This is a genomic window from Spiroplasma endosymbiont of Lasioglossum malachurum, assembly GCF_964020065.1.
GTDB lineage: Bacteria > Bacillota_I > Bacilli_A > Mycoplasmatales > VBWQ01 > Spiroplasma_E.
Map to the genome: position 1 here is coordinate 235,786 of NZ_OZ026534.1, position 13,967 is coordinate 249,752.

At 23.8% G+C, this 13,967-nt stretch carries 13 protein-coding genes and 2 pseudogenes; 11 read left to right on the forward strand and 4 right to left on the reverse strand.

Annotation, left to right across the window (positions count from 1 at the left end):
* The first annotated feature begins 36 nt into the window (after window positions 1–36).
* The 3 genes from AACK95_RS01345 to AACK95_RS01355 all read left to right on the forward strand — a co-directional run bounded on the left by AACK95_RS01345 (window position 37) and on the right by AACK95_RS01355 (window position 3,746).
* Window positions 37–1,458, forward strand: a complete 1,422-nt coding sequence (locus tag AACK95_RS01345) for an MATE family efflux transporter (RefSeq protein WP_338980454.1) — start codon at window positions 37–39, stop codon at window positions 1,456–1,458.
* Window positions 1,459–1,916: 458 nt separating this feature from the next.
* Window positions 1,917–2,426 (forward strand): hypothetical protein, encoded by a 510-nt coding sequence (locus AACK95_RS01350; RefSeq protein ID WP_338980455.1) that lies wholly within the window; start codon window positions 1,917–1,919, stop codon window positions 2,424–2,426.
* A 117-nt stretch (window positions 2,427–2,543) separates the two neighbouring features.
* Window positions 2,544–3,746 carry an IS256 family transposase gene (locus AACK95_RS01355; protein WP_338980944.1) on the forward strand — a complete coding sequence of 401 codons (1,203 nt, stop codon included), beginning with the start codon at window positions 2,544–2,546 and terminating at the stop codon, window positions 3,744–3,746.
* A gap of 41 nt (window positions 3,747–3,787) precedes the next feature.
* Here the strand turns inward: AACK95_RS01355 and AACK95_RS01360 are convergent.
* Window positions 3,788–4,120 (reverse strand): annotated as a pseudogene (locus tag AACK95_RS01360) (transposase); the annotation flags it as partial.
* A gap of 57 nt (window positions 4,121–4,177) precedes the next feature.
* Window positions 4,178–5,095: an agmatine deiminase family protein gene (locus AACK95_RS01365; RefSeq protein WP_338980457.1), complete on the reverse strand. Its 918-nt coding sequence runs from the start codon at window positions 5,093–5,095 to the stop codon at window positions 4,178–4,180.
* A gap of 483 nt (window positions 5,096–5,578) precedes the next feature.
* On the opposite strand from AACK95_RS01365, the gene AACK95_RS01370 reads away from it, so the two are divergent.
* The 6 genes and pseudogenes from AACK95_RS01370 (at window position 5,579) to AACK95_RS01395 (ending at window position 11,111) form a co-directional block, all read left to right on the forward strand.
* Window positions 5,579–6,211 carry a hypothetical protein gene (locus AACK95_RS01370; protein ID WP_338980458.1) on the forward strand — a complete coding sequence of 211 codons (633 nt, stop codon included), beginning with the start codon at window positions 5,579–5,581 and terminating at the stop codon, window positions 6,209–6,211.
* A gap of 72 nt (window positions 6,212–6,283) precedes the next feature.
* Window positions 6,284–7,234 (forward strand): IS30 family transposase, encoded by a 951-nt coding sequence (locus tag AACK95_RS01375; RefSeq protein WP_338980459.1) that lies wholly within the window; start codon window positions 6,284–6,286, stop codon window positions 7,232–7,234.
* Window positions 7,235–7,381: 147 nt separating this feature from the next.
* A complete protein-coding gene (gene thyA / locus AACK95_RS01380; protein WP_338980460.1) occupies window positions 7,382–8,251 on the forward strand; it encodes a thymidylate synthase in 870 nt (289 codons plus the stop codon).
* Window positions 8,251–8,739, forward strand: a complete 489-nt coding sequence (locus AACK95_RS01385) for a dihydrofolate reductase (protein ID WP_338959497.1) — start codon at window positions 8,251–8,253, stop codon at window positions 8,737–8,739. Before thyA ends, AACK95_RS01385 begins: the two co-directional genes overlap by 1 nt.
* 71 nt (window positions 8,740–8,810) lie before the next feature.
* Window positions 8,811–9,482, forward strand: a complete 672-nt coding sequence (locus AACK95_RS01390) for a lysophospholipid acyltransferase family protein (protein ID WP_338980461.1) — start codon at window positions 8,811–8,813, stop codon at window positions 9,480–9,482.
* 388 nt (window positions 9,483–9,870) lie between these two features.
* A pseudogene (locus AACK95_RS01395) lies at window positions 9,871–11,111 on the forward strand (IS256 family transposase).
* An 83-nt stretch (window positions 11,112–11,194) separates the two neighbouring features.
* Here the strand turns inward: AACK95_RS01395 and AACK95_RS01400 are convergent.
* On the reverse strand, window positions 11,195–12,145 hold the full coding sequence (locus AACK95_RS01400) for an IS30 family transposase (RefSeq protein ID WP_338980463.1): 951 nt from the start codon (window positions 12,143–12,145) through the stop codon (window positions 11,195–11,197).
* 175 nt (window positions 12,146–12,320) lie between these two features.
* Between AACK95_RS01400 and AACK95_RS01405 the strand changes: the two genes are divergently transcribed.
* Together AACK95_RS01405 and AACK95_RS01410 are read left to right on the forward strand one after the other, a co-directional pair.
* A complete protein-coding gene (locus tag AACK95_RS01405) occupies window positions 12,321–12,533 on the forward strand; it encodes a hypothetical protein (protein WP_338980465.1) in 213 nt (70 codons plus the stop codon).
* Between the two features lie 72 nt (window positions 12,534–12,605).
* Complete coding sequence (locus AACK95_RS01410; RefSeq protein ID WP_338980463.1) at window positions 12,606–13,556, forward strand: IS30 family transposase; 951 nt, start codon at window positions 12,606–12,608, stop codon at window positions 13,554–13,556.
* A 12-nt stretch (window positions 13,557–13,568) separates the two neighbouring features.
* Here the strand turns inward: AACK95_RS01410 and AACK95_RS01415 are convergent, their stop codons facing one another.
* A complete protein-coding gene (locus AACK95_RS01415) occupies window positions 13,569–13,913 on the reverse strand; it encodes a hypothetical protein (RefSeq protein ID WP_338980467.1) in 345 nt (114 codons plus the stop codon).
* Between the last annotated feature and the right edge of the window lie 54 nt (window positions 13,914–13,967).

The window sequence follows — 13,967 nt, forward strand, 5'->3', positions numbered from 1 at the left end:
TTTTATTATATTAATTTTTAAATTGGGTGAGATAATATGAAAACATTAAACAAAGATAATTTAAACTTTTATAAAATGGCATTATTATTTATGATTCCAATTTGTGCACAATCTTTAATTGAAACATTAATAAACTTAATGAATAATTTTGTGGTTGGTCAATTTGGAAATGATGATGCTATTGCTGGAGTTGCATCATCAAGTAATATTTATGATATGGTTTGATATATCTTTTTTGCTATCGTTGCTACCGGTAATATTTTTACTGCTCAATATTTAGGTATTAAAGATAAGAAGAAAATTCAAGAAACTACTAATATAAAATTATTTTATACTTTAATTTTTTCAATATTTTTTGTTGTAATATTAGAATTATTTAGCAAACAAATTATGGGAGTAATTCTTGGTGCTGAAGATAATTCTCATGAAAATGCTATTGGTATTGCTGAAGAATATAGTAAATTAATTGCTTGAAATTACCCATTGTTAGGTTTTGCTTTTATTATGTCAATTACTATGAATACATGTGGTAATGTTAAAACACCATTGATAACTTCTATTTGCTCATTACTCTTAAATACATTTTTAGTTTGTATTTTATCATTACCATATAGTGGGGAACCACAATTAGGTATTGAAGGATTAGCAATAAGTTTAATTATTTCAAGAGCAGTAGAATGTTTTATATTGTTAGGTTATTTAATTTATAAAAAACCAATTTATGCTCCTAATTGAAATATTTTTAAATTTACAAAAGATTTACATAAAAAATATATTATTACTTTTATTCCTTTATTTGCTAGTCAAGTATTATTTGGTGTTTCAGTAGTAATGTTAACAGCTTTATATTCTCATTTTTGTGATACTGAAGTTGTTGCCGCTGTGCAAATTGTTGGTAGTGTTGTTGCTATTTTTTATTCTACTTTTAGGGGATATAATGCTTTAGTTGGATATGCTGTTGGTAGCAAGTTAGGTTCAGGAGAACTAGTACTGGCTAAAGAAAATGCTAACAAGATATTAAAATTGAGTTTTGCTATTTCAACTGTTATTGCTTTAATTATTTTGGGTAGTGCTTTTTGAGTTCCAAAAGTATTATTTCCAAATTTATCTAATAATGCTATGAAACTTGCAGTTTGATATATGGCTTTTTCAGCAGTAACTTATTTTTTCATTAATATAATGCAACCATTATTTAGTTTTCTTTATGCTGGTGGCTATACTTTAATTATTAGTATTGCTGATCTATTTTTAATTTGATTTATTGATATTTTTATTACTTTTGCTTTATTGCAGTGAACTGACTTAAGTATTAAAATGGTAATTATGATTTCGTGTTTAAGTAAATCAGCTGATTTTATTTGTGCTTATGTATTTTATAAAGTAATTCCTTGAAATAAAAATATTATTAATTCTAAAGTAGAAAATGTACCTCATCCGACATTTGAACCACATGGATAATATAAAAATCCCTTTTTAATAATAGATTTTATTTTAATAAATTTTGTTTAAAAAATGTTAAAAAAATTTTATTATATTTTAGCAAATAAATTCATATTTATAGTTTTATTTTTATTGTATTTAATATACAATTATTATAGTTACTGGTGTGATTTTAGAGGATGGTAGAAGTAATGATTTTTTTATTTTTAGTTATAATTAAACTTTTATAATAATTAAATTTTAAATAACTAAATAAATACGGACATTAAAAATTTTGACATACCTTTATTATAAGAAATTTTTATTTTTTGAAAGAATTTTAAAAATAAGTTTAAGTAAATATATAAAAATAGTAATAACACCAGAACTAATAAAATCATTTTGGAATTAAAAAAGAAATTAAGAAATAATAAAAAAATAAAAAAAGCATGGTTGTTTTAAAATTTTTTTATTTTTTTATAAAAAGGAGAAAGAAAATGTTAAAGTTTATAAGAAAATTTTATAATAAGTATCTTAAAAAGTACTTTAAAAAGAAAAATAAAGAATTACAAAAATTAAGAAAAGAAATTCTTGATATAGAAGAAGAGATGAAAAAACTAAAAGAAGACAATATTTTTTTATTTAAGACTATTAAAATGTTTTTAAATTATCAAAATAGTTCAATTGATAATCCTTTATATTTTAATCAAGATGATCATATTTATGAAGAAATAAAAGAAAAAACTATTTTTGAAAAATTTATTTATGAAAATATAAAAGATGAAACAACTTCATTGAGTTCAGTTGGTAATAATATTCCTCCACAATTACCACCAAGAAATAAAACAAGTGAAAATAATATGAAAGTAACGACCGAAGAAACTAATGAAATTAAACCATCAAATATTACAAAAAAAGTAGAAGAACAACCTATTTATGAAAAAATAAATACCGATCCAATTTATGATGAAGTTAAATCAAATGTTAAACCATTTGGTAATGTTTAGTAATCTGTGTAACTTACAAAAATAACTATGTTTAATTAATTCTAGTAAATATAATTAAATGACTAGAAAGAGTGAGTTACAGATGGCTAAAAAGATAACTTTAATAATAATGATCCAATATCAAAAGCAGTAGATTTATTATTAGAAAATACTGAAGATTTAACAACAGTTTTTAAAGAAGGGGGTTTATATAAAGAATTAACAAAACGTTTAGTTGAAAAAATGTTGAATTCTGAGATGCAAAATTATTTAGGATATGAAAAAAATCAACATAGTAATAGTGACAATGCTCGTAATGGTATAAGTTCAAAAAAATTAATAACTCAACAAGGTAAAATTGAGATTGATGTACCACGAGATCGTAATAGTAATTTTACTCCTATAATAGTGCCAAAAAGACAGAGAAGATTTGATGGTTTTGATCAACAAGTTCTTTCCTTATATGCAAAAGGTATGACATTATCAGATATTAGAATGCAGTTACAAGAGTTATATCATGGTGCTGATATTAGTGAAAGTGTTATTAGTCAAATTACTGATGATGTGATTGATGATGTCAAAGCATGACAAAATAGACCATTAGAAGGCATTTATCCCATTGTTTATTTTGATTGTATAGTAGTTAAAGTACGACAAGATAAACGCATTATTAACAAATCAGTTTATATAGCTTTAGGTGTTGATTTAGAAGGTAAAAAAGATGTTTTAGGTTTATGAATTAGTGAAAATGAAGGCGCTAAATTTTGATTAGCAAATTTCACAGAAATGAAAAATCGTGGCTTAAATGATATTCTTATTGCTTGTAGTGACAACTTAACAAGCATGTCAGAAGCAATACAATCAGTTTATCCTAAAACTGAACATCAATTATGTATAGTTCATCAAATCAGAAATAGTTTAAAATATGTTTCATATAAACATCGAAAATCACTAGTTACAGATTTAAAGCCAATTTATAATGCATGTAGTGAAGAACAAGCAATGCAAGCTTTAGAATCATTTGAAAGTAAATGAAATAAACACTATCCTCAAATTGCTAAATCTTGATATAAAAATTGAGATAATTTAATGATTTTTATTAGTTATCCTCCAGAAATTAAAAGAGTGATTTATACTACAAATTCTATTGAATCTGTTAATAGTCAATTACGAAAAGTCATCAGAAATAAAAAAGTTTTTCCAAATGATATGGCAGTTTTCAAAATATTTTACTTAGCAATTGAAAATATAACAAAAAAATGAACAATGCCCATTCAAAATTGAAATACAGCAATTGCTCATTTTATGATAAAATTTGAAGACAGAATTAATCTGAACTAGTACTTTGCAAAAGAAAGAAACACAGATTACTAAAAAGCCTCATCAAATCTTCTCTGTCTTTTTGGCACTATTACAGGAGTAAAATTACTATTACGATCTCGTGGTACATCAATCTCAATTTTACCTTGTTGAGTTATTAATTTTTTTGAACTTATACCATTACGAGCATTGTCACTATTACTATGTTGATTTTTTTCATATCCTAAATAATTTTGCATCTCAGAATTCAACATTTTTTCAACTAAACGTTTTGTTAATTCTTTATATAAACCCCCTTCTTTAAAAACTGTTGTTAAATCTTCAGTATTTTCTAATAATAAATCTACTGCTTTTGATATTGGATCATTATTATTAAAGTTATCTTTTTTAGCCATCTGTAACTCACTCTTTCTAATCATTTAATTATATTTACTAGAATTAATTAAACATAGTTATTTTTGTAAGTTACACAGATTACTAAACATTACCGGACTTTTTTCATGATTTTCTGTCTCTGACTTAGTTATAAATAATGGTGCTGGTTGATGTAATTTAGTTACTTTTATTTTTCGTCCTTTAGTATCTGTGCTATTTTTAAGAAACATTAAAGCTTCTAAACTACGTTCATATTGAGGATCATTTTTATCATCAGTTCATGTTAAAACAACATGACCAGGTGTAATGATATGTAGTAGATTATCAACATGACCACTTGTTTCATCATTATAAACACCACGAGGAATTCATATTATTTTTTGTGCATTTAAATATTGTTTTAAATGTTCTTCAATCTCTTCTTTTGTTAAATCAGGATTTCGATTAGGGTTTAATAAACATTCTTCTGTAGTATAAATTGTTCCTTCACCATCTTGATGAATGCTTCCGCCTTCTAATACAATTGGTGCTTGATAATAATCAATGTTACTATTTTTAGTCATTTCAATTCCAACTTTATTATCAATTTCATAATTTCAATTTCAACTGGGTGGATTAATATTTGGTTCATTTTTCATGCCTCATGCAGTGAAGTGAAAATGAACAGCTCTTCGTTGTCCTTTTTTATTTATTAAATAAATTGGTCCCATATCACGCGCTCAACTATCTTGATATTTAATATCGATTAATTTGATAGTTGGTTCTAATAGTTTGCGAGCTTCATTTCAATTACTTTTATTAATAAAAATTTTTACTGGTTCATGTTTATTGATTGAGTTGGCTATTTTTGCAAAAACAGTTCGTGCTGGTTGACATTCTTTTTGTCAATTATCTTTCATAAGCGGTCAAATCATTCATGTGCCTTTATGTTCTATTGATTCAATTGGGGCAAAAAAACCATCTTTTTTTGGTGTTGATGTTAATAATTTGCTCATAATTTTCTCCCCCTTTAAGTAGTACTATTTATAATAGTGGATTTATGTAACCCCTATTCTATATATAAATAGTATTTTTATTATAAAATATTTTATTTACAAAATAAAATTTATTTCATAATAAAAGTGTTAAAGTTAATTGAATATGATTTTATTTATCATTTTAATTAATAAAATTAATGTAATATAAAGTATGATTTTTGTATATTATTTGCAATACATTTTATACATGCTATTATTTAGCAATAGTTATCTCAAATATTTGAGATAAACTATATGCATTATTATAGGTAATTAACAAGAGATTTTAGAAATTGTTAATTAACTTTTTCAAATAAATTATAATTAATTTATTTTAGAATTGTTCCTTTGCTTATTTTAATGAAAATTTAAAATAAAAAATTTAAAAAAATATGTTTTTCAAGCCCATTGTTTTATTTTTAATAAAATAAATGGGTTTTTTATTTGAAAGGATGTAAAAAAGTGCCTACAGAAAGTCAAGAAATAGGTTCTGATAATAAAAAGCAAAAAAATATTAAGGATTTTAGAAAAGAAATAACTTCTAAGATTACAAGTGCAAAAATAGAAAAAAAATATTGCAAACAATTAATAAAAACAATTAATAGTGATGACCTTACTATATTTTTTAATAGTTTAATTAAAGCAGATTCATTATTTTGCTTTTTAAATATTATTCATCATCTTTATCAAGAGTTAGTTTTTCTTTATAATAATAAAAAGTTTTTAGTATTTGATGAATTTTTATTAGAAAGTTTAAAAAATTCATGACAATGAATTGAAAAAGAAAAGCAAATTTTTAATGAAGAACATAACTTAATTATTGAATTAAAAAATATAGTTAAAGAATCATTTCCAGAACAATATTTTGAAATTATAAAATTTAAACAAGAACAAGCACGAATTAATTTTGATTACTTTTTTCCTGAATTAAAACTTCCCAATAATGCGATTAATTTTTGAAAACAAATTATACAAGAAGAAAATTTAGAACAGTTTTTATCGGTAGAGTGAAAAGAAAAAATTGCTGAGTTGTGTAATGTTTTTATTAATTTTGAAAAAATATGCTGAATTATACTTGTAAGTGCAAGTAAATAAAATTGCAAAAAATTCTCATATAAAAATTTCATAATGCTAAATTTAGTTTAGAAAAAAGTAAGGAGTTTTTATATGAGTTATAAACATCTTGGCATAGATGAAAGGATTTATATTGAGAATCAATTGAAATTTAAATTTAAAATTAGTGAAATAGCTAAAAATCTTAATCGAAGTATTAGTACTATTATTCGAGAAATTAATAGAAATAAAGATAATAATCATTATTTTTCATTAATTGCACAAAATAAAGCTGAAAATCGAAAACAATCACATATTAGTTTTCATAAGTTTAAAAATAAGAATTTAGTAAAATATGTAAAACAAAAATTACTATTAGGTTGATCACCTGAACAAATTTATGGCAGAATTAAAAATTTTCATAAAGAGTGAGTTATTAGTTTTAAAACAATTTATACTTGAATTTATTTTGGAATGCTTGATAAAGTTACTAGTAAAAATTTAAGAAGAAAAGGTAAAAAACGAAAATCTAAAGAAAATCGTGGCAAGTTTAATGGTAAATCAATTAAAGAACGAGATATAAATGTTAATGATCGTATAACACTTGGTCATTGAGAAGGAGATACTATAGTATCATCAAGAGGCAAAAGCAAATCATGTTTAATAACTTTAGTTGAAAGAGTATCACGATTTACTTTAGCAATATTAGTTAAAAACAGAACTACTAAAGTTATTAATAAAAATGTCAGTTATTATTTATCAATTCTTCCTAAAAACATTGTTAAAACTATTACTTTTGATCGTGGCAAAGAATTTTCAAATTGACAACAACTTGAAAAAAATTTAGATGTAAAAATTTATTTTGCCAATCCATATTCACCTTGACAAAGAGGTACTAATGAAAATACTAATGGTTTAATTAGAAAAAAATTTCCTAAAAAATTTATTTTTTCAAAAACTAATAAAAATGAAGTTCATAAATTTATATTGTCTTTAAATCAAAGACCGAGAAAAATATTAAATTATCTTTCACCAATCGAATATTTGGATAGAAAAATAATTTAGTTGCACTTACCTTTACAATTTAGCATTTAGTAAGGAGACTTTTTTTATGACAAGATATAGTAAGGAACTAAAATTAAAACTTAGAAAAAAAATATTTTTTGTTAAAATATAATTGATTTAATTTGATTTATGAAAGAGGTAATGATTATGAAACAATATTTAGATTTATGTCAATATGTTTTAGAAAAAGGATATAAAAAAGCTGATAGAACAGGCACTGGTACTGTTTCTATTTTTGGTTATCAAATGCGTTTTGATTTACAAAAAGGTTTTCCCATATTAACTACAAAAAAAGTTCATTTTGCTTCTATTGTTCATGAGTTATTATGATTTATTGCTGGTGATACTAATATTGAATATTTAGTTAAAAATAATGTTAGAATTTGAAATGAGTGACCTTATAAGAAATTTATGGAAAGTAAAAAATATCAAAATGAAACTTTAGAAGAATTTGTTGAAAAAATTAAAACTGATCATCAATTTGCTCTTGAATTTGGTGATTTAGGACCTGTTTATGGTAGACAATGACGTAATTTTAATGGTGTTGATCAATTGCAGGAGTTAATAGAAAATTTAAAAAACAATCCTTTTTCACGAAGACACATTTTATCAGCATGAAATCCTGCAGAAATTAAGAATATGGCACTACCACCATGTCATACTTTAATTCAATTTTACGTTTCTGATGATAAAAAATTATCTTGTCAATTATATCAACGTAGTGCAGATATTTTTTTAGGAGTTCCTTTTAATATTGCTTCTTATGCATTATTAACAATAATGTTAGCACAAATATGTGGCTATCAGTTAGGAGAATTTATTCATACTTTAGGTGATGCTCATATTTATAGTAATCATTTTTTACAAATTAATGAACAATTAAGTAGAAAACCAAAATCATTGCCAATTTTAGTTATTAATAAAAATATTACTAATTTATTTAATTTTAAATTTGAAGATTTTAAATTAGAACAATATGATCCATATCCGTTGATTAGAGGTCAGGTTGCAGTATAATGGTAATTTTAGTTTGAGCAATGACCAAAGAAAAGGTAATTGGTTTTAATAATAAATTGCCCTGAAAAATTAAAGAAGAAATGCAATATTTTCAGAGCATTACTTTAAATAAAAATGTATTAATGGGTTCAAAAACTTTTGAAAGTATTGGCAAACCACTAAAAAATCGTTACAATATAGTTGTTACTAATCATCAAGAACGTTATCAACAATTTCTAAATGATAATAATATTACTTTCACAAATGATATTATTTCATATTTAAAACAATATCAAGGTAATAAAAAAAGAGATATTTGTATTATTGGTGGTGCTGAAATTTATAAGCAGGCATGAGATTATGCTGATTATTTATATGTTTCAGTCATTAAAAATTTATATAATGGTGATCTTTTATTTCCTGTTAGTAATTTTTCTGATTTTAAATTAATCAAAACAACAGAATTTGCAGAATTTGTAGCGAATGTGTATCAAAGAAAGGAAAAATAATAATAATGAACATTTGAAAAGCAATTTTAACTTGACCTTATTTATTACAAACTTATAGTAAATCAGGTTCAATGACAAGAAAGGTATTAAAAGACCCAAGTTTAGTTTCTGAAGCAAAACGATATATTTGATTGAAAAAACGTGTGCGTTATATTAAATGATTATATAATATTAAATTAACCGTTCATAACATTAAAAATTGACCAAAAAGAAAAGGTTGTGTAATGGTTGCCAATCATCAATCAAATTTTGATCCATTATTAGTATTATCAGTAAATGATTATAGTTTATATGCACCTTTAGGTTTTATTGCAAAAGAAGAATTAAAAAAAAGCCATTTCGCACGAAGATTTATTTTTTTAATTGATGTTTTATTTATTGATCGTAATAATCCACGCACAGCCATTACGACTTTTCAAGAAGCAAAGGAATTAATTAGAATTCCGCGTACAATGATGATTTTTCCAGAAGGAACAAGAAGTCATCAACAAGAAATGCAAGAATTTAAAGCAGGTGCTTTTAATATGGCATATCAATCTTATGTACCAATTATTCCTGTTACTATTATTAATTCTTATCAAATTTTTGATCGAAAATATAAAGGCAAAAAAGATATTCATCTTATTTTTCATAAGGCAATTGAACCAAGTGAATTTATTAAATTATCTACTGATGTATTATCAAAGCAAGTATTTAATATTATTAAAAAAGGAATTGATGATTTTAGCAATAATAAAATTTAAGTAGTAATAATAAAAGGTTGTTAACTAACAACCTTTTATTATGTTTAAGAGTCAATAATTAATTTCTGATGTGATTTTTGTTTTTTATAATTACGTAAATTTTTTACTGATGTAATTATTAGTGAAGAAGATGTATATCAAATTATTACGATAATTAATCATAGTAGGATATTAATAAATTGTTCTTTATTTAAGCCAAGACCATTTTGTAATAATAAGAATACACTTAAGTAAGCACAAATAACACCAATTGATCCACCTAGTGTGAAAGCAATTGGTGGTTTAATTTCATAAGGTAATGTTTAGTAATCTGTGTAACTTACAAAAATAACTATGTTTAATTAATTCTAGTAAATATAATTAAATGATTAGAAAGAGTGAGTTACAGATGGCTAAAAAAGATAACTTTAATAATAATGATCCAATATCAAAAGCAGTAGATTTATTATTAGAAAATACTGAAGATTTAACAACAGTTTTTAAAGAAGGGGGTTTATATAAAGAATTAACAAAACGTTTAGTTGAAAAAATGTTGAATTCTGAGATGCAAAATTATTTAGGATATGAAAAAAATCAACATAGTAATAGTGACAATGCTCGTAATGGTATAAGTTCAAAAAAATTAATAACTCAACAAGGTAAAATTGAGATTGATGTACCACGAGATCGTAATAGTAATTTTACTCCTGTAATAGTGCCAAAAAGACAGAGAAGATTTGATGGTTTTGATCAACAAGTTCTTTCCTTATATGCAAAAGGTATGACATTATCAGATATTAGAATGCAGTTACAAGAGTTATATCATGGTGCTGATATTAGTGAAAGTGTTATTAGTCACAAATTACTGATGATGTGATTGATGATGTCAAAGCATGACAAAATAGACCATTAGAAGGCATTTATCCCATTGTTTATTTTGATTGTATAGTAGTTAAAGTACGACAAGATAAACGCATTATTAACAAATCAGTTTATATAGCTTTAGGTGTTGATTTAGAAGGTAAAAAAGATGTTTTAGGTTTATGAATTAGTGAAAATGAAGGCGCTAAATTTTGATTAGCAAATTTCACAGAAATGAAAAATCGTGGCTTAAATGATATTCTTATTGCTTGTAGTGACAACTTAACAGGCATGTCAGAAGCAATACAATCAGTTTATCCTAAAACTGAACATCAATTATGTATAGTTCATCAAATCAGAAATAGTTTAAAATATGTTTCATACAAACATTGAAAATCACTAGTTACAGATTTAAAGCCAATTTATAATGCATGTAGTGAAGAACAAGCAATGCAGGCTTTAGAATCATTTGAAAGTAAATGAAATAAACACTATCCTCAAATTGCTAAATCTTGATATAAAAATTGAGATAATTTAATGATTTTTATTAGTTATCCTCCAGAAATCAAAAGAGTGATTTATACTACAAATTCTATTGAATCTGTTAATAGTCAATTACGAAAAGTCATCAGAAATAAAAAAGTTTTTCCAAATGATATGGCAGTTTTCAAAATATTTTATTTAGCAATTGAAAATATAACAAAAAAATGAACAATGCCCATTCAAAATTGAAATACAGCAATTGCTCATTTTATGATAAAATTTGAAGACAGAATTAATCTGAACTAGTACTTTGTAAAACAAAGAAACACAGATTACTAAAAAGCCTCTTTCATAGTTTTTATCTTGCTAAATTGTAAAGGTAAGTGCAACTAAATTATTTTTCTATCCAAATATTCGATTGGTGAAAGATAATTTAATATTTTTCTCGGTCTTTGATTTAAAGACAATATAAATTTATGAACTTCATTTTTATTAGTTTTTGAAAAAATAAATTTTTTAGGAAATTTTTCTCTAATTAAACCATTAGTATTTTCATTAGTACCTCTTTGTCAAGGTGAATATGGATTGGCAAAATAAATTTTTACATCTAAATTTTTTTCAAGTTGTTGTCAATTTGAAAATTCTTTGCCACGATCAAAAGTAATAGTTTTAACAATGTTTTTAGGAAGAATTGATAAATAATAACTGACATTTTTATTAATAACTTTAGTAGTTCTGTTTTTAACTAATATTGCTAAAGTAAATCGTGATACTCTTTCAACTAAAGTTATTAAACATGATTTGCTTTTGCCTCTTGATGATACTATAGTATCTCCTTCTCAATGACCAAGTGTTATACGATCATTAACATTTATATCTCGTTCTTTAATTGATTTACCATTAAACTTGCCACGATTTTCTTTAGATTTTCGTTTTTTACCTTTTCTTCTTAAATTTTTACTAGTAACTTTATCAAGCATTCCAAAATAAATTAAAGTATAAATTGTTTTAAAACTAATAACTCACTCTTTATGAAAATTTTTAATTCTGCCATAAATTTGTTCAGGTGATCAACCTAATAGTAATTTTTGTTGTACATATTTTACTAAATTCTTATTTTTAAACTTATGAAAACTAATATGTGATTGTTTTCGATTTTCAGCTTTATTTTGTGCAATTAATGAAAAATAATGATTATTATCTTTATTTCTATTAATTTCTCGAATAATAGTACTAATACTTCGATTAAGATTTTTAGCTATTTCACTAATTTTAAATTTAAATTTCAATTGATTCTCAATATAAATCCTTTCATCTATGCCAAGATGTTTATAACTCATATAAAAACTCCTTACTTTTTTCTAAACTAAATTTAGCATTATGAAATTTTTATATGAGAATTTTTTGCAATTTTATTTACTTGCACTTACAAGTATAATTCAGCAAACATGTCTAATAAATATAATTTGCATAATACAATCGTTTATACTGATCGCGGAATACAGTTTAGAACTCATGATTATTGAAATTATGCTAAAAAATAATATTCAATTAAGCATGACAGATGGCTATGCTTCATATCAAAATGCAATTGTTGAAACTGTATTTAAAATTTTAAAAGTTGTTTATTTTAAAAGACAAAAATTCAAAAATATAAATGTATTTTTATTACATATGAATCATGGTATTTGAAAATGCTGAATTATACTTGTAAGTGCAAGTAAATAAAATTGCAAAAAATTCTCATATAAAAATTTCATAATGCTAAATTTAGTTTAGAAAAAAGTAAGGAGTTTTTATATGAGTTATAAACATCTTGGCATAGATGAAAGGATTTATATTGAGAATCAATTGAAATTTAAATTTAAAATTAGTGAAATAGCTAAAAATCTTAATCGAAGTATTAGTACTATTATTCGAGAAATTAATAGAAATAAAGATAATAATCATTATTTTTCATTAATTGCACAAAATAAAGCTGAAAATCGAAAACAATCACATATTAGTTTTCATAAGTTTAAAAATAAGAATTTAGTAAAATATGTACAACAAAAATTACTATTAGGTTGATCACCTGAACAAATTTATGGCAGAATTAAAAATTTTCATAAAGAGTGAGTTATTAGTTTTAAAACAATTTATACTTTAATTTATTTTGGAATGCTTGATAAAGTTACTAGTAAAAATTTAAGAAGAAAAGGTAAAAAACGAAAATCTAAAGAAAATCGTGGCAAGTTTAATGGTAAATCAATTAAAGAACGAGATATAAATGTTAATGATCGTATAACACTTGGTCATTGAGAAGGAGATACTATAGTATCATCAAGAGGCAAAAGCAAATCATGTTTAATAACTTTAGTTGAAAGAGTATCACGATTTACTTTAGCAATATTAGTTAAAAACAGAACTACTAAAGTTATTAATAAAAATGTCAGTTATTATTTATCAATTCTTCCTAAAAACATTGTTAAAACTATTACTTTTGATCGTGGCAAAGAATTTTCAAATTGACAACAACTTGAAAAAAATTTAGATGTAAAAATTTATTTTGCCAATCCATATTCACCTTGACAAAGAGGTACTAATGAAAATACTAATGGTTTAATTAGAGAAAAATTTCCTAAAAAATTTATTTTTTCAAAAACTAATAAAAATGAAGTTCATAAATTTATATTGTCTTTAAATCAAAGACCGAGAAAAATATTAAATTATCTTTCACCAATCGAATATTTGGATAGAAAAATAATTTAGTTGCACTTACCTTTACAATTTAGCTTTTTTTAAAGATTTTATAAGATGTGATTTTTCTTGATTTTTAAATCAGTGGTGATGTACTATTTTTCGTGAATAAAAATCAACAAATGCTCATAAATATAATTTTTGATTATTAATTTTAAATTCACTAATATCTAAAGCAATTTTTTCTAATGGTTTATTAACACTAAAACTAATGCTATCATCAGATTGTTTTAGTAAATTAGGTGCTATAAATCAAATATAAATTATCTTTCTACTAACTTTATTTTCTTTGCTTAATGTTGTGGCATATTTACCAGCAAAATATTGTTCTATTATTTTTAATTTTAGTTCCTTACTATATCTTGTCATAAAAAGAGTCTCCTTACTAACTTAAAACATTGTTTTTTGTTGTCATAAAAAGAG